At 71.5% G+C, this 14978-nt stretch carries 16 protein-coding genes; 6 read left to right on the forward strand and 10 right to left on the reverse strand.

Annotated elements, in window-relative coordinates:
- Window positions 1-52 precede the first annotated feature (52 nt).
- Window positions 53-1480, forward strand: a complete 1428-nt coding sequence (gene pyk, locus JE024_RS11185; protein ID WP_205373437.1) for a pyruvate kinase — start codon at window positions 53-55, stop codon at window positions 1478-1480.
- 130 nt (window positions 1481-1610) lie between these two features.
- Here pyk and JE024_RS11190 read toward each other — a convergent pair whose 3' ends face one another.
- The 4 genes from JE024_RS11190 to JE024_RS11205 form a co-directional block, all read right to left on the reverse strand.
- Window positions 1611-2879 (reverse strand): hypothetical protein, encoded by a 1269-nt coding sequence (locus JE024_RS11190; RefSeq protein ID WP_205373438.1) that lies wholly within the window; start codon window positions 2877-2879, stop codon window positions 1611-1613.
- Window positions 2869-3456, reverse strand: a complete 588-nt coding sequence (locus tag JE024_RS11195) for a DUF6114 domain-containing protein (RefSeq protein WP_205373439.1) — start codon at window positions 3454-3456, stop codon at window positions 2869-2871. Before JE024_RS11195 ends, JE024_RS11190 begins: the two co-directional genes overlap by 11 nt.
- A gap of 95 nt (window positions 3457-3551) precedes the next feature.
- Window positions 3552-4196, reverse strand: coding sequence for a DUF6230 family protein (locus tag JE024_RS11200; protein WP_205373440.1), 645 nt, complete (start codon window positions 4194-4196; stop codon window positions 3552-3554).
- 682 nt (window positions 4197-4878) lie between these two features.
- Complete coding sequence (locus tag JE024_RS11205; protein WP_205373441.1) at window positions 4879-5844, reverse strand: tetratricopeptide repeat protein; 966 nt, start codon at window positions 5842-5844, stop codon at window positions 4879-4881.
- 228 nt (window positions 5845-6072) lie between these two features.
- On the opposite strand from JE024_RS11205, the gene JE024_RS11210 reads away from it, so the two are divergent.
- Window positions 6073-6708, forward strand: coding sequence for a TetR/AcrR family transcriptional regulator (locus JE024_RS11210; protein WP_205373442.1), 636 nt, complete (start codon window positions 6073-6075; stop codon window positions 6706-6708).
- A gap of 133 nt (window positions 6709-6841) precedes the next feature.
- Here the strand turns inward: JE024_RS11210 and icmA are convergent, their stop codons facing one another.
- From icmA to JE024_RS11230, 4 genes are all read right to left on the reverse strand, one after another.
- On the reverse strand, window positions 6842-8542 hold the full coding sequence (gene icmA / locus JE024_RS11215) for a coenzyme B12-dependent isobutyryl-CoA mutase large subunit (RefSeq protein WP_205373443.1): 1701 nt from the start codon (window positions 8540-8542) through the stop codon (window positions 6842-6844).
- A gap of 88 nt (window positions 8543-8630) precedes the next feature.
- Window positions 8631-8963, reverse strand: coding sequence for a DUF3817 domain-containing protein (locus tag JE024_RS11220; RefSeq protein ID WP_205373444.1), 333 nt, complete (start codon window positions 8961-8963; stop codon window positions 8631-8633).
- A gap of 92 nt (window positions 8964-9055) precedes the next feature.
- The gene (locus JE024_RS11225) at window positions 9056-9565 is read right to left on the reverse strand and encodes a MarR family winged helix-turn-helix transcriptional regulator (protein WP_205373445.1); all 510 of its coding nucleotides are present in this window, start codon (window positions 9563-9565) and stop codon (window positions 9056-9058) included.
- 9 nt (window positions 9566-9574) lie between these two features.
- Entirely contained in the window at window positions 9575-10864 is a 1290-nt protein-coding gene (locus JE024_RS11230; RefSeq protein ID WP_205373446.1) for an MFS transporter, read from the reverse strand.
- A 75-nt stretch (window positions 10865-10939) separates the two neighbouring features.
- Between JE024_RS11230 and JE024_RS11235 the strand changes: the two genes are divergently transcribed.
- A complete protein-coding gene (locus tag JE024_RS11235) occupies window positions 10940-11929 on the forward strand; it encodes an ArsR/SmtB family transcription factor (protein ID WP_205373447.1) in 990 nt (329 codons plus the stop codon).
- A 160-nt stretch (window positions 11930-12089) separates the two neighbouring features.
- Here JE024_RS11235 and JE024_RS11245 read toward each other — a convergent pair whose 3' ends face one another.
- Window positions 12090-12383, reverse strand: coding sequence for an MTH1187 family thiamine-binding protein (locus JE024_RS11245; protein WP_205373448.1), 294 nt, complete (start codon window positions 12381-12383; stop codon window positions 12090-12092).
- Window positions 12380-12724, reverse strand: a complete 345-nt coding sequence (locus JE024_RS11250; protein ID WP_205373449.1) for a DUF3817 domain-containing protein — start codon at window positions 12722-12724, stop codon at window positions 12380-12382. The genes JE024_RS11245 and JE024_RS11250 overlap by 4 nt, the downstream gene beginning before the upstream one ends.
- A 170-nt stretch (window positions 12725-12894) precedes the next feature.
- On the opposite strand from JE024_RS11250, the gene JE024_RS11255 reads away from it, so the two are divergent.
- From JE024_RS11255 to JE024_RS11265, 3 genes are read left to right on the forward strand one after another with little or no spacing between them, the layout of a single operon-like run.
- On the forward strand, window positions 12895-13533 hold the full coding sequence (locus tag JE024_RS11255) for an AIM24 family protein (protein WP_187742430.1): 639 nt from the start codon (window positions 12895-12897) through the stop codon (window positions 13531-13533).
- Window positions 13533-14183: an AIM24 family protein gene (locus tag JE024_RS11260; protein WP_205373450.1), complete on the forward strand. Its 651-nt coding sequence runs from the start codon at window positions 13533-13535 to the stop codon at window positions 14181-14183. The genes JE024_RS11255 and JE024_RS11260 overlap by 1 nt, the downstream gene beginning before the upstream one ends.
- Window positions 14180-14962, forward strand: a complete 783-nt coding sequence (locus JE024_RS11265; RefSeq protein WP_205373451.1) for an AIM24 family protein — start codon at window positions 14180-14182, stop codon at window positions 14960-14962. Before JE024_RS11260 ends, JE024_RS11265 begins: the two co-directional genes overlap by 4 nt.
- Window positions 14963-14978: the final 16 nt, after the last annotated feature.

Raw genomic sequence — 14978 nt, forward strand, 5'->3', positions numbered from 1 at the left:
ATTCCACCAGACGGAATATTCCGCAGGGAAACAAACCGATAGGATCCGCCTTATGCGCCGTTCCAAAATCGTTTGCACACTGGGCCCCGCCGTCGACTCCTACGAGCAGCTGAAAGCGCTCATCGAGGCCGGCATGAACGTGGCCCGATTCAACATGAGCCACGGGTCCCACTCGGAGCACGAGGAGCGGTACCACCGCGTGCGCCAGGCCTCCGAGGACACCGGCCGCGCCGTGGGCGTCCTGGCCGACCTCCAGGGGCCCAAGATCCGCCTGGAGACCTTCGCCGAGGGGCCGGTCGAACTGGTCCGCGGCGACGAGTTCGTCATCACCACCGAGGACGTGCCCGGCGACAAGTCGGTCTGCGGGACGACGTACAAGGGTCTGCCCGGTGACGTCTCCAAGGGCGACCAGATCCTGATCAACGACGGCAACGTCGAACTGCGGGTCGTCGAGATCGAGGGCCCCCGGGTCAAGACCATCGTGGTCGAGGGCGGTGTCATCTCCGACCACAAGGGCATCAACCTGCCCGGTGCGGCGGTCAACGTGCCCGCGCTGTCCGAGAAGGACATCGAGGATCTCCGCTTCGCCCTCCGCATGGGCTGCGACCTGGTCGCGCTCTCCTTCGTCCGCGACGCGAACGACGTCAAGGACGTGCACAAGGTGATGGACGAGGTGGGCCGCCGGGTCCCCGTCATCGCCAAGGTGGAGAAGCCGCAGGCCGTCGAGAACATGCAGGACGTCGTGATGGCGTTCGACGGCGTGATGGTGGCCCGCGGCGACCTGGCGGTCGAGTACCCGCTGGAGAAGGTCCCGATGGTGCAGAAGCGCCTCATCGAGATGTGCCGCCGCAACGCCAAGCCGGTGATCGTCGCCACCCAGATGATGGAGTCGATGATCACCAACTCCCGCCCCACGCGCGCCGAGGCGTCCGACGTCGCCAACGCGATCCTGGACGGCGCGGACGCGGTCATGCTCTCCGCGGAGTCCTCCGTGGGCGCTTACCCGATCGAGACGGTCAAGACGATGTCGAAGATCGTCAGCGCCGCCGAGGAGGAGCTCCTCTCCAAGGGCCTCCAGCCGCTGGTCCCGGGCAAGAAGCCGCGCACCCAGGGCGGTTCGGTCGCCCGTGCCGCCGCGGAGATCGCCGACTTCCTGGACGGCAAGGCCCTGATCGCCTTCACCAAGTCCGGCGACACGGCCCGCCGGCTGTCGCGCTACCGCGCCCAGCAGCCGATCCTGGCCTTCACCACGGACGCCGCCACGCGCAGCCAGCTCGCGCTGAGCTGGGGCGTCGAGTCCTTCGTGGTCCCCCACGTCAACAACACCGACGCGATGGTGGACCTGGTCGACGCGGAGCTGCTGAAGCTCCAGCGCTACAACGAGGGCGACACCATGATCATCACGGCCGGCTCCCCTCCGGGCGTCCCCGGCACCACCAACATGGTCCGCGTCCACCACCTCGGCGGCGACAAGGCCTGACGGCCCCGCCCCGGCGGGCCCGCGTACGAAGAGGCCGTGGGCCGCACCCCCCTGAACGGGTGCGGCCCACGGCCTCTTTCGCGGCTCCCGGTGGTCCGGGGCGACGGCCTCGCCGGGCCGACGGGCCTGCCTACTTCTCGATGTAGTTGTGCAGGCCGGGGATCGTCAGCGTGCCGCCGAACTGGCCGGCCTGACGGACCTTGGCGTTGGTGAACATCGCGAACGGGACGTTCAGCGGCGGCGGGGACTCCGGGCTGAAGGTGATCGGGATGATGCCGAAGAGGTTGCCCTTCAGCTCCTCCGTGTACATGGTCACCGTGCCGCCCCGGATGGTCGACGTCGACCCGGACCGGGCCTCCACGTGCCCCTTGGTGCCGTTCGGCCCCTCGGTGATCTGGTGCAGGTCCTTGATGTCCACGCCGTCGGCGGTGAACTTCAGGACCTTCTTGACCTTTCCGCTGCCCGTCTTCACCTCGACGATGCCGTGGTAGTCGAGCCCGGTGAGGGTGAGCATGGAGGTCTCGAGGATCCACGGCTCGTCCGGGAGCAGCGGGATGCCCGGCTCCAGTTCGGCGGCCGCGAGCGCCTCGGGGTCGGCGGTCGGACACGGGAAGCGCGGCTTGGCGCCCTCGGGTATCTCCTCGTCCTTCCGGGGCTCCAGACCCTTGGCGTCCTCGTCCAGCTCCTCGACCGTGGCGCCGGCCTTGTCGGCGGCGTCCTTGATCGCGTCCTTGGCCGCGTCGGCCGGGTCCGCGGGCTTCTCCGACGGCTTCTCGGACGGCTTCTCGGAGGGCTCCTCGGCGGGCTGGGACGGCTCCTCGGCGGGCGTGGTGCTCGCGGAGGGCGTCGGGGTCGCCTCGGGCTCCTTCTCCTTGCCGATGCCGTCGAACAGGTCCTTGAGGGCCTCTCCGACGCCCAGCGGGTCCAGCGGGTTCCTGGTCTCGCTCGGGGCCGGTGCGGGCTCCTCGGACGCCTTCTGCTGCTCGGCGGCGTCCACCGCGGCGCTCTCGGCGGGCGCGGGCTCACCGCTGTCGGCTCCAGCCGTCTCGCCGGCCGTGGGCTCGGGCTCGGGCTCGGCGGACTGGGACGCGGACGGCGTCGGCTTCGGCTTCGCCGTCTCGTCGGGCTTCGGCGTCTCCTCCTCCACCGGCTCGTCCGAGCGGGTCACGCACGGACCGGGCGCGAAGGGGATGTCCTTGTTGTCGGCCAGGGCCAGTTTGGGAGTGAGACCCATGCCCACGAACACGGCGGTCGGCATCGCGGCCAGGGCCACGGCCTTCGTCGCGGGCAGGTGGAGCTTGGTCAGCAGTGATTTCCGGGGGGCGGCGTGGCGCGGCCCTCTTCTCTCGCGGATCTCACCGCCGTCAGCCGCGCTCGGCTGCAGTTCGTCACCCCGCACTGTTCCTCCCGCCGTCGGCGTGGGCAGTCGTTCCGGTCACGTTCGGGTCGTACACCTCGTCGGCACGCGGCGCCGGCAGGGTCGGCTCGTCCCTGTGGTCGGGCTCGTCCAGGGGGTGCCGTCCGGCCGCCGGCTCGGCGGTGTCCGACGGCCCGGCCGCCTCGGCGGCCGGCTTGCCCGGCGCCCAGGAGATGGCGAGGGCGCCGCCCAGCAGGGCGCACAGGAAACCGATGAGGAAGCCGCCGATGTTGGCCACCGGGATGGAGATCAGGGCGAGCACGATCGCGGCGATGCCCGAGAACACGCGGACGGGGGCCTGGAACCACATGGTGAGGCCGAGCGTGACCAGGAGGACGCCGATGATGAGGGACCCGGCGCCGGCCGTGGTGGCCATCGCGAGGGTGATGTTGCCGAGGCGGAGGTCCGCGTACGGCAGGTACGCGATCGGCAGCCCGCCCAGCATGGTGAACAGACCCGCCCAGAACGGCCGCTGGCCCCGCCAGGTGCGAAAGCTCCGCTGGAATACGCGCAGGAAGTGCTCGTCCCGCCCCTGTGCTGCTGAAGTCTCGGCGCTCATGGAAAAAGCTCCCTGATGCTGGTGGTGCGATGTGATGGGGGACGGGCGGGCGGAACCACGGGGGCCCACCCGCCCGTTCCCAGGGGCGTCAGCCCTTAAAAGCACTCCTTGACGCCCTTGTGGAGCTTGAGCGACAGGCCGCTGAGCTTGAAGGTGCCGGCGGTGGTCGCCCACGCCTTCTGCTCGACGCCGGTCAGCTTGGCCGTGTCGGCGCGCTGGGCGAAGCCGTACGGGTTGGCCTTGGTCCCGGGCTGGATGCCCGGGTCGCCGTCCTTCTTGGCCAGCGAGCCCGCGGCCACACCGATGTCGATGTTGCCGAACTCGGCGTCCGCCTTGAGCTCGGAGACATCCAGGTAGAGGTTGGACGCCTCGACCGGCTTCTTCGGGTCCGTACCGGCACGCAGCTCAAGGCTGACGCTGCCGAGGAACGGGACGTCGGGCGTGACGACCGACTGGCACATGTTCGTGATGGTGGCGCTCTTGAACCCGGACACGGCCACCGGAGCGGCGAAGTCCTTGCCGTCCAGGGTCTTGCCGGACGCGACGCTGCCGTACTGCACGAAGTTGGTACCGGCCAGGCTGTCAGCCTTGACCTTGAACTCCTGGCCGGAAATGCTGAACGACGCGGCGAGCGCGCCCTGGGCCAGGCCGATGCCTATCGCGGCCGTCGCGGCCACACTCGGCACCATGACAAGGGCGAACCGCTTCCATCTGGTTCCGCCTCGAGCCACAGACTCCATGACTTTCCTCCTTCTCGGACGTACATCTCCGGTCCGGACCGTCGGCCCGTCCTGGGATGGGAGAAGTGCTACGTCCTCGGGAAGGAGAGCGCCCGTACCTCCGGCCGCGTACGCGTCCGGAACACCGGCGATCACCCCCGAGCGACAACCACTGGCCGCACTCTCGCGCAACCGGTCGGACAGGCCCCGCCGTTCGGCAGGAACCCCCCTGTCCGCGGCCGGCGCCACTGCCGCCGGCCGGCCCGGTGGGGACCCAACGGACCGCGGCACGACTGGGAGCCGGGCTGGTGCGGTATTGGACCGAGCGTCGCCGATCGTTGTCCATTACCCGCCCTGGCACAAGGGGGTTCGTTACTCGCTAGTAACGGCCTGATAACCACGCCACAACTGGCTGACGCCGAGCGTGTACACAGGGTGTCGCTTTGTGACGAACCACAAAGGAGGAAAGGAGGCGATAACCGGACAGATGCGCCGAGTTGGAGTACTCGCAGTAACAGCCGCCCCGATTGCCAAGTTTTGGTAAAGCAACCACGCGTTTTGTCACCGTGTCGCCAAAACGGCGGCGGCACCGAGGCGGCGCCACCGCCGTAAAACCGTCAGAAGCACCCGTACGGGACGCCGTTGTCAGATGTGCTGTCAACGTGACGCCAACAGGGTGTCCGCGATCCGGACCGGCGGGGTCTCAGAAGAGCACCCGCGCCAGCGCCTGGCGTGCGGCGGTCACCCGCGGGTCGTCGGGTCCGACGACCTCGAAGAGTTCGAGCAGCCGCACCCGCGCCGCGTCACGGTCGGCTCCGGCCGTGCGCCGCACGGTCTCCACCAGCCGGCCGAAGGCGTCCTCGACATGGCCCCCGACGAGATCCAGGTCCGCGGCGGCGATCTGCGCCGGGACGTCCGCGGGACCGTCGGCGGCGGCCTTGCGCACCGCCCCCGCGTCCATGCCCGCCACCCGGCCCAGCAGTTCGGCCTGGGCGAGGCCGAGCTTGGCCTCCGTGTTGCCCGGGTCGTCCGCCAGGACGTTCCCGTACGCCCGGACGGCGCCGTCGAAGTCGCCGGCGTCCAGCGCGTCCATGGCGGCGCCCAGCAGCCCGTCGTGCGGGCCCGCGACGGGCTCCGCGGCCTCCGGGGCCGCTCCGTCCGCGTCGACGGTGAGCCCGGTCAGCCCGAAGCGCTCCTCGGCGACCTGGACGAGCTGGTCGAGGGTCTGGCGGATCTGCGCCTCGGGAGCGGCCCCCTGGAAGAGCGGCAGCGCCTGGCCGGCCACCACGGCGAACACGGCCGGAATGCCCTGCACACCGAACTGCTGCATCAGCATCTGGTTGGCGTCCACGTCGATCTTGGCGAGGACGAAGCGGCCGTTGTACTCGTGGGCCAGACGATCGAGCAGCGGGCTGAGCTGCTTGCACGGCTCGCACCACTCGGCCCAGAAGTCGATGACGACCGGGACCTCGGTGGAGCGCTGCAGGACGTCGCGCTCGAAGCCCGCCTCGTCGGTGTCGATCACCAGGCTCGCGGGCGGCACGGCACCGCCGCCGCCCTGCCGGGCGGCCTCGGCGCGGGCCTGCTCGGCCTTGGCCTTGGCCTCACCGGCCGCCTTCACCGCGGCGAGGTCGACGACGCCGCTCATGGACATGTTCCTTGGCTGCATGCGTACATCCTCCCCCCTCCGCGCGCACATGTGAAAAGCCGGACGCAGGTTCCGGCGGTACGGCGCCGGGTCCCCACCACGGCGCCTTGTGGTCGTCGCTCGGCCCGGCCGGTGCGGACGGGCTTTCGCTACGCGTCGTAGCGTATCTGTCCGGGGCCGGACGGGTGTGAGATTTACCCGGTGAACTGCCTCACAGGGAATCGCCTACCGGCCGGTATGGTCTCGGTCATGTCCAGCAGAAGCCACCCCGAACCACCGCGTAAGGGTCGTACCGGCCGGCCCCGGAGCACCGAGGCGGACGCGGCGATCCTCCGCGCCACACGGGAATCGCTGGTGGAACTGGGCTGGTCGAAGCTGACCATGGCCGATGTCGCCGCCCGCGCGGGCGTCGCCAAGACCACCCTGTACCGCCGCTGGGCCAACCGGAACGAACTGGTCGTCGACGCGGTCGCCGTCCTCTTCGACGAACTCGAACTCCCCGACCGCGGCAGCCTCGCCGCCGACGTGGAGGGCGTGGTCCTCCAGTTCGCCGATCTGCTCGGACAGCCGGAGACCAAGACGGCGCTGATGGGCGTCGTCGCCGAGTCCACCTGCGACGACGCGCTGCGCGCCCGGATCCGCTCGGCGATCGTGGAGCGGCAGAAGCGGCTGGTGGTCGACGGCCGCCGCCGCGCCCAGGAGCGCGGCGAACTGCCCTACGAGGACGACCCCCGGGCCGCGGCCGGCAACACCGACCTGGTCTTCGACGTGGTCGCCGGCGCCGTGGTGCACCGGACCCTGGTCAGCGCGGAGCCCGTGGACGCGGAGTGGGCCCGCCGCTTCACCCTGCTGCTCCTCTCCGGCCTCGGCGCGCTCTCCGGCTGACGCGGGGGGGCGTACGGGCCCCGGGGACGCCCCCGAGCGGGCCCGGGCCCGGAACGCCCCGAGCGGGCCCGGAACGCGAACGCCGCGAGCGCCCGCCCGGGCACGGCCCGGGCGGGCGCTCGCGGCACCGCCGTCAGAAGCCCGCGGGCTCCGTGTAGACGCCCCACTCGTCCCGCAGGACGCCGCAGATCTCGCCGAGCGTCGCCTCGGCGCGCACCGCCTCCAGCATCGGCCCGATCATGTTGGAGCCGTCACGGGCGGCGGCCAGCATCGCGTCCAGCGTGGACCGCACCCGGGCCTCGTCGCGCCCGGCCTTGCGGTCGCCGAGCGCCCGCACCTGCTCCCGCTCGACCTCGTGGCTGACCCGCAGGATCTCCAGGTCCCCGGTGACGGAACCGGTCGCGGTGTTGACGCCCACGACCTTCTTCTCGCCCTTCTCCAGGGCCTGCTGGTAGCGGAAGGCCGACTCGGCGATCTCGCCGGTGAACCAGCCGTCCTCGATGCCGCGCAGGATGCCGGAGGTGATCGGACCGATGGGGTGCCGGCCGTCGGGGTGGGCCCGCAGCCCCCGCTCCCGGATCCGGTCGAAGATCTTCTCGGCGTCCGCCTCGATGCGGTCGGTGAGCTGCTCCACGTACCAGGAACCGCCCAGCGGGTCCGCCACGTTGGCGACGCCCGTCTCCTCCATCAGCACCTGCTGGGTGCGCAGGGCGATCTCCGCGGCCTGCTCCGAGGGGAGCGCCAGGGTCTCGTCCAGGGCGTTGGTGTGGAGGGAGTTGGTGCCGCCGAGGACGGCGGAGAGCGCCTCGACCGCGGTGCGCACCACGTTGTTGTAGGGCTGCTGGGCGGTGAGGGAGACACCGGCGGTCTGGGTGTGGAAGCGCAGCCACTGGGCCTTGTCCGTCTTCGCGCCGTAGACCTCCTTCATCCAGCGCGCCCAGATCCGGCGCGCGGCGCGGAACTTGGCGATCTCCTCGAAGAAGTCGAGGTGTGCGTCGAAGAAGAAGGAGAGCCCGGGGGCGAAGGTGTCGACGTCCAGACCGCGGGAGAGCCCGAGCTCGACGTAGCCGAAGCCGTCGGCGAGGGTGTACGCGAGCTCCTGCGCGGCCGTCGCCCCGGCCTCGCGGATGTGGTAGCCGGAGACCGAGAGCGGCTTGTACGCGGGGATGCCCTGCGCGCAGTGCTCCATCAGGTCGCCGATCAGGCGCAGGTGCGGCTCGGGCTGGAAGAGCCACTCCTTCTGCGCGATGTACTCCTTGAAGATGTCCGTCTGGAGGGTGCCGTTGAGCACGGCCGGGTCGACGCCCTGGCGCTCGGCCGCGACCAGGTACATGCAGAAGACGGGGACGGCCGGACCGGAGATGGTCATGGACGTCGTGACGTCGCCGAGGGGGATGTCCTTGAACAGGACCTCCATGTCGGCGGCGGAGTCGATGGCGACACCGCAGTGGCCGACCTCGCCGAGCGCGCGCGGGTCGTCGGAGTCGCGGCCCATGAGCGTGGGCATGTCGAAGGCGACCGAGAGCCCGCCGCCGCCGGCGGCGAGGATCATCTTGTAGCGCTCGTTGGTCTGCTCGGCGTTGCCGAAGCCGGCGAACTGGCGGATCGTCCAGGTGCGGCCCCGGTAGCCGGTGGCGTGCAGGCCCCGGGTGTACGGGTACTCGCCGGGCCAGCCGATGCGCTCGAAGCCCTCGTAGTGGTCCCCGGGGCGCGGGCCGTAGACCGGCTCCACCTCGTCCCCGGAGAGCGTGGTGAAGTCCGCGTCCCGCTTGCGGGCCTTGTCGTAACGGGCCTGCCAGCGACGGCGGCCTTCCTCGATGGCGTCAGCGTCCATGCTTCGAATTTACTAGGACGTCCTAGTATCTGTCGACGGCAAAGCGCCGCGAGCCGTGCCCGCGGCGCTTCGGACCGCTCCGGTGGCCCTACGCCTCGGCGCGGGCGGGGGCGGGCGTGCCGCCCTCGATCAGGGCGCGGGCCTCGCGGGAGACCTTCGGCTCCACGAAGAAGGAGGCGAAGGGGATGCAGCCCGCGGCCAGCACCCACAGCAGCTTCCCGAACGGCCACTTCGCCTTCGAGCCCAGGTCGAACGCGAAGATCACGTAGACGATGAACAGCACACCGTGGATCTGCGAGATCAGCATGGTGTCGCCGGTGTCGAACCCGTACTTCAGGACGATGGCGCCCGTGAACACGAGCAGCCAGACGGCGGTGATGTACGCCATCACCCGGTACCGGGTCAGCACATTCGCTTTCATGCCGTCGAGCGTAACCGGGCCCGACGGGGCGATCTTCGACGGGGTTCCCGGGGGCGGGGCCCCGCGCCCGGCGGGTGGCGGGCCCGCGTGGCCTACGTCTCGTCGAAGTCCTGCGCCGCGACCCGCAGGGGCCGGAGCATCGCGAAGATCTCCGCGCACTCGTCCGCGTCGTAGGTGCCGAGGCCGAAGTCCATGCCCATCAGGTCGCGGGTGGCCGCCTCGACCACCTCGCGGCCCTTGCCGGTGATGGAGGCGAGGGTGCCGCGCCCGTCGTTCGGGTTGGGGCGCTTGGCCACCAGCCCGGAGCGGACCAGCCGGTCCACGGTGTTGGTCACCGACGTGGGGTGCACCATCAGCCGCTCGCCGATCTTCGACATCGGCAGCTCGCCCGCCTTGGAGAAGGTGAGCAGCACCAGCGCCTCGTAGCGGGCGAAGGTCAGGCCGTACGGCTTGACGACCGCGTCCACCTCGGAGAGCAGGATCTGATGCGCCCGCATGATCGAGGTGATCGCCGCCATCGAGGGCACGGGCCCCCATCGCTGCTTCCAGAGCTCGTCGGCCCGGGCGATGGGATCGAAGGAGAGACTGAGCGGCTTCGGCACGGCATGACCTTACCTACTGGTCACATGGCGGTCAGCCCCGTCTCGCACCTCGGTCGGCGCGGGTGCTCCGGGGCCCACTCCGTGCCGCCGCGCCCGCCCCACCAGCACCAGGCAGCACAGCGTCCCGACGGCTCCGGAGCCCGCCACCACGTGGTGCACCGGCCAGAATTCGGCGGCGAGCCCGGCGAGCGCCATGCCCACGCCCTGGGCGGTCATCAGGCCCGCGGTCATCAGGGTCATCGCCCGCCCGCGCAGTTCCCCGGGCACCGCGTCGACGAACCAGCGGTCGAGCCCGATGAGGTAGGCGGCGCTCATGCCGCTCACCACCAGCAGGAACAGCGCCCAGCCCAGGCCGGGCAGCAGCAGGTAGCCGGTCAGCGGCAGCACGCCGAGGGCGGCGAGCGGGAGGACGATCCGGTCCCGGGCGCGGGGGCCGAGCCGGGACCCGGCGTACAGCTCGGAGCCCACGTGCCCGACGGCCATGGCGCTCATCATCAGCCCGACGGCGCCGGGGCCCGCGCCGAGCGCGTCGGCGTAGGGGGCGGCCAGCGCCTCGGGCGCGACGACGAACAGCGCGGGGATCCAGAAGAGCAGCATCAGCAGCCGGACCCGCCGGTCGGACAGCAGCAGCCGGGCGGCGGCGAGCGAGTCCGCCGTCGCCCGGGCAGCGCCGGGCGCCGCGGCCCGCGCGGGCCTGGCCCGGGTGCCGAAGCGCAGCAGCAGCGCCGAGCACAGGAACGTCAGCACGGTCAGGCAGATCGCCCGGCGCGGTGACACGACGGCGAGCAGCAGGCCGCCCGCGCCGAACCCGGCGAACATCGCGCTCTGGGAGACGATCCGCAGCACCGAACGCCCGAGGACGTAGAGCTCCCCCTCGCCGAGGATGTCGGTGAGGGCGGCGGCCCGCGTCCCGGTGAAGACGGGCGCGACGGCGGCGAGGGCGCAGCGCAGCACCAGCAGGGCCGCGACCGGGGTGCCGGGGAGCGCCATCAGCAGCGCGCAGGCCCCGCACACCAGGTCGCAGACGACGAGCACCCGCCGGGCGGGGTGGCGGTCGGCCACCGAGGCGAGCAGCGTCCCGCCGGCGAGGTAGGGGAGGAAACCGAGCGCGAAGGTCAGCGCGCTCAGCAGCGGGGACCCGGTGAGCCCGTAGACGAGGACGGTGAGCGAGATCTCGGCGACGACGACGCCCAGCAGGGAGAGCAGATGGGCGGCGAAGACGGCACGGAACTCGCGGACGCGGAACACGGCGCGGTAGCCGGGGAGGGCGGGCTCCTCCGGGTGACTGGGGCTCGACATGGCGAACAGCGTGCCGGGACCACCCCGGGCTCCCTAGACTTTCGCCCCCAGCCGAATCTCCGCCCCGGGGGCCGGATGCCGTTCCAGTTGCTGCTCGACGAACAGGACCTGCTGCGCTGCCGGTTCGCGGTGTCCCCGCTGTGGGAGACCCAGGAGGCCGTGCGCACCCTGGACCGGCCCCGGCGCCACGGCTACCACCTGCCGTGGCTGCGGCGCATCAGGGAGGCGGCGGCCGGACTCGATCTGCGCCCGCTGTGGACGCTGATGCCGGACGGCGGTCACAACCCGGACTTCTTCTGCCCGATGCCCCGCGGGCCGGTGGCGTCGTTCGAGGAGGAGATCGCGCGGGTACGGGCCACGCCCGCCGAGGCCGCGCTGACGGACATCGGGGCGGCGCTGGACTCCGTCCCCGGGGGGCGCGGCAGCCCGGCCGGGCGCGAGCTGCTCGCCGACCCGGCGCGCACGGTCCGCAGGACGGCGGACCTCCTCGAACAGGCGTGGCACGTCCTGGTCGAGCCGGAGTGGCCCCGGCTGTGCGCGCTGCTGGAGGCCGATGTGGCCTACCACTCGCGCCGGCTGGCCGAGGGCGGCTTCGCGCAGGTGGTGGGCGAGCTGAGCCCGCGGCTGGTCTGGGAGGAGTCCACGCTCACCATCTCCGGTATGCGGGGCGACCACACCCGGGTCCTCGGAGGCGCCGGCCTGGTGCTGATGCCGAGCGTGTTCTGCTGGCCGGACGTGATCAGCGGGTACGAGCCGCCGTGGCAGCCGGCCGTGATCTACCCGGTGCGCGGGATCGGCGGTCTGTGGACCAGGCCGACGGGGCGGACCCCGGCGGCGCTGGGCGCGCTGCTGGGCCGGGTGCGCGCCGATGTGCTGTGCGCGCTGGACGAGCCGGCCGGGACCTCGGTGCTGGCCCGGCGCCTGTCCCTCGCGCCGTCGACGGTGTCGGCGCATCTGTCGGTGCTGCGGGAGGCGGGGCTGCTCACCTCCCGCCGCTACGGTCACCAGGTGCTGTACGAGCGCACCCCGCTCGGGACCACCCTCGCCGCCTCCCCGGAGGACTGACCGCGCGGCCCGGGGCCCGTGCGAGGGGCCCCGGGTCAGCGGCGCGCGGCGCGCTTCACCCGGAGGCGGACGGCACGCCGGGCGACGGGCCCCAGGGACTCGAAGGCGGCGAGCAGGACGCCGGGCTGCTCCAGCGCGTCGAGGGCCCGGCCCACCGGGGTCAGGCGCCGAGGTGCCGCTCCACCGTCTCCACCTTGGCGGTGAGACCGTCCGTGACACCGGGGCGGATGTCCGCCTTCAGCACGAGCGAGACGCGCGGCGCGCGGGCCTCGACGGCGGCGACGGCCCGCTTCACGACGTCCATCACCTCGTCCCACTCCCCCTCGACGGAGGTGAACATCGCGTCGGTGCGGTTCGGCAGCCCGGACTCGCGGACGACGCGCACGGCGTCGGCCACGTAGGCGCCGACGTCCTCGCCCACACCGAGCGGTGTGACGGAGAACGCGACGATCATGCGCTCACCGTGCCCTCGGCGCGGGCGCGGGAGGCGATGACGGCGTCGGCGGCCTCACGCTTCAGCCGGCGCTCGGCGAAGAACCCGCCGAAGGGCAGCACGGACATCGCGAAGTAGAAGGCGGCGGTGCCGAGGCCCCACTTGGTGCGGTTCCAGGCGTCCAGCCAGAAGAGGACGTAGACGACGAAGAGGAAGCCGTGGATCGCACCCATGACCGGGACCGCGTTGAAGTCAGTGGTGCGCTTGAGCACCGAGCAGACCAGCAGCAGGAGGAAGGACACGGCCTCGGGAGCCGAGACCAGGCGGAGACGGTGGAGGGAGGATGCGGTCTTGATGTCCACGTGAGGCACCTTCGACGTCGAAGCGGGCATGGCGGGGCGAGGCGATCTTGTGAATCGGTGCACAAGCGCCGGACCCATTGTGGCAGCCTTCCTTGCCAAGCCTTTGTCAGGGTCCGGATCCTCCTCGAGGGCCCTGTCCGGGGGCGGGATGACCCGTTAACGTCCTGTCCGTGGCAACGTTCCGGCTCCAGGGGAGCAAGGTGCTCGCCGTCGACATGACGGGCGACACCGTGAAAGCGAAGAACGGCTCGATGGTCGCCTACGACGGCCAGATGGCGTTCAAGAAGATGACCGGCGGCGGTGAGGGTCTGCGCGGCATGGTCACCCGGCGGCTCACGGGCGAGCAGATGACCGTGATGGAGGTGAAGGGGCAGGGGACCTGCTGGTTCGCCGACCGGGCGAGCGAGATCAGCCTGGTGCACCTGCGGGGCGAGACCCTCTACGTCGAGTCCAGCAACCTGCTGTGCACGGACGCCGGACTGCGCACGGGCACCACGTTCACCGGCCTGCGGGGCGCCTCTCAGGGCAACGGCCTGTTCACCACGACCGTCGAGGGCAGCGGCCAGGCCGCGATCATGTCCGACGGGCCCGCGGTCGTGCTGCGGGTCACGCCCCAGTACCCGCTCTCCGTCGACCCCGGCGCGTACATCGCCCATCAGGGCGACCTGCGCCAGGACTTCCAGTCGGGTGTGACCTTCCGCACCTTCCTCGGCGAGGGCGGCGGCGAGGCGTTCCAGATCCGCTTCGAGGGCGACGGCCTGGTGTACGTGCAGCCCAGCGAGCGCAACACGGTGGGGGGCGACGTCTGATGCCGTTCCGCGAGGTCAACTCCCGGGTGGTGGAGGCGGTGATCGCCCCGGGCCAGAAGATGTTCTCCCAGCGGGGCGCGATGCTCGCCTACCGCGGCGAGGTCTCGTTCACGCCCAACGTCCAGGGCGGCCAGGGCGGGGTGATGTCCATGATCGGGCGCCGGGTGGCGAACGAGGCGACGCCCCTGATGACCGTCGAGGGCAACGGCACGGTCATGTTCGGCCACGGCGGACACCACATCCAGGTGATCCAGCTCTCCGGCGACACCCTGTACGTCGAGGCCGACCGGCTGCTGGCCTTCGACGGCACCCTGACGCAGGGCACGATGTTCATGGGCTCGCAGGGCGGGGTCATGGGCATGGTGCGCGGACAGGTCACCGGCCAGGGCCTGTTCACCACCACCCTGAAGGGCCACGGCGCGGTCGCGGTGATGGCCCACGGCGGGGTGATCGAACTGCCCGTCACCCCGGGGCGGGCCGTCCACGTCGACCCGCAGGCGTACGTGGCCCACCACGGCGACGTGCGCAACAAGCTCTCCACCGCGCTCGGCTGGCGCGACATGGTGGGGCGCGGCTCGGGCGAGGCGTTCCAGCTCGAACTGAGCGGCAGCGGTGCGGTCTACGTCCAGGCGTCGGAGGAGAAGCTGTGAGCACGCCCGTCATCCACGACCCGACGACCCTGCCGAGCGACGACAACGTCGACGCGTACACCTTCTGCGTGGAGCTCAAGGGCAGCCCGTGGTTCCTCCAGAAGGGCAAGATGATCGCCTACTACGGGCGCATCGAGTTCAACGGAATCGGCCACGGGCGGCTCGACCGGCTGATGCGGACCTCCTTCCACTCGCCGCTGCACGCGGGCGACTGGGTGGTCGCCGAGGGCAGCGGCAAGATGCTGCTGGCGGACCGCGCCTTCGACGTGAACTCCTTCGACCTCGACGACGGCAATCTGACGATCCGCGCCGGCAACCTGCTCGCCTACCAGCCGACGCTGGCGCTGAAGCAGTCGATCGTGCCGGGATTCCTGACGCTGATCGGGACGGGGAAGTTCGTGGCCGCGTCCAACGGACCGGTGGTGTTCATGGAGCCCCCCGTGCGGGTGGATCCGCAGGCGCTGGTGGGCTGGGCGGACTGCCCCTCGCCCTGCCACCACTACGACCACGGGTACATGTCCGGGGTCATGGGCGGACTGCGCGCGCTCACCGGTGTGGGCGGGGCGTCCGGCGAGGAGCACCAGTTCGAGTTCGTCGGCGCCGGTACGGTGCTGCTGCAGTCCAGCGAGGTGCTGATGCCGGAGCAGACGACCGGTGCGGTGGGCGGCGGGCCGGGTGTTCCCGGCGGGCACCAGGGGGCGCCGGGCGGCGGTCAGCACGGATCCGCACCGCGTCTTCCCGGCCAGCTCGGCGACCTCCAGCGTCGCTTCGGCCTGTGAGCGGTAGTCTGCGGAG

The sequence above is a fragment of the Streptomyces zhihengii genome (assembly GCF_016919245.1).
Taxonomy (GTDB): domain Bacteria; phylum Actinomycetota; class Actinomycetes; order Streptomycetales; family Streptomycetaceae; genus Streptomyces; species Streptomyces zhihengii.

Coding starts and splice junctions, on each gene's coding strand:
- JE024_RS11195 (WP_205373439.1), bottom strand. CDS start 3,456: ATGAGCGCCGAGACTTCAGCAGCACAGGGGCGGGACGAGCACTTCCTG.
- JE024_RS11245 (WP_205373448.1), bottom strand. CDS start 12,383: ATGATCGTCGCGTTCTCCGTCACACCGCTCGGTGTGGGCGAGGACGTC.
- JE024_RS11230 (WP_205373446.1), bottom strand. CDS start 10,864: ATGTCGAGCCCCAGTCACCCGGAGGAGCCCGCCCTCCCCGGCTACCGC.
- JE024_RS11205 (WP_205373441.1), bottom strand. CDS start 5,844: ATGCAGCCAAGGAACATGTCCATGAGCGGCGTCGTCGACCTCGCCGCG.
- JE024_RS11235 (WP_205373447.1), top strand. CDS start 10,940: ATGCCGTTCCAGTTGCTGCTCGACGAACAGGACCTGCTGCGCTGCCGG.
- icmA (WP_205373443.1), bottom strand. CDS start 8,542: ATGGACGCTGACGCCATCGAGGAAGGCCGCCGTCGCTGGCAGGCCCGT.
- JE024_RS11200 (WP_205373440.1), bottom strand. CDS start 4,196: ATGGAGTCTGTGGCTCGAGGCGGAACCAGATGGAAGCGGTTCGCCCTT.
- JE024_RS11220 (WP_205373444.1), bottom strand. CDS start 8,963: ATGAAAGCGAATGTGCTGACCCGGTACCGGGTGATGGCGTACATCACC.
- JE024_RS11210 (WP_205373442.1), top strand. CDS start 6,073: ATGTCCAGCAGAAGCCACCCCGAACCACCGCGTAAGGGTCGTACCGGC.
- JE024_RS11260 (WP_205373450.1), top strand. CDS start 13,533: ATGCCGTTCCGCGAGGTCAACTCCCGGGTGGTGGAGGCGGTGATCGCC.
- pyk (WP_205373437.1), top strand. CDS start 53: ATGCGCCGTTCCAAAATCGTTTGCACACTGGGCCCCGCCGTCGACTCC.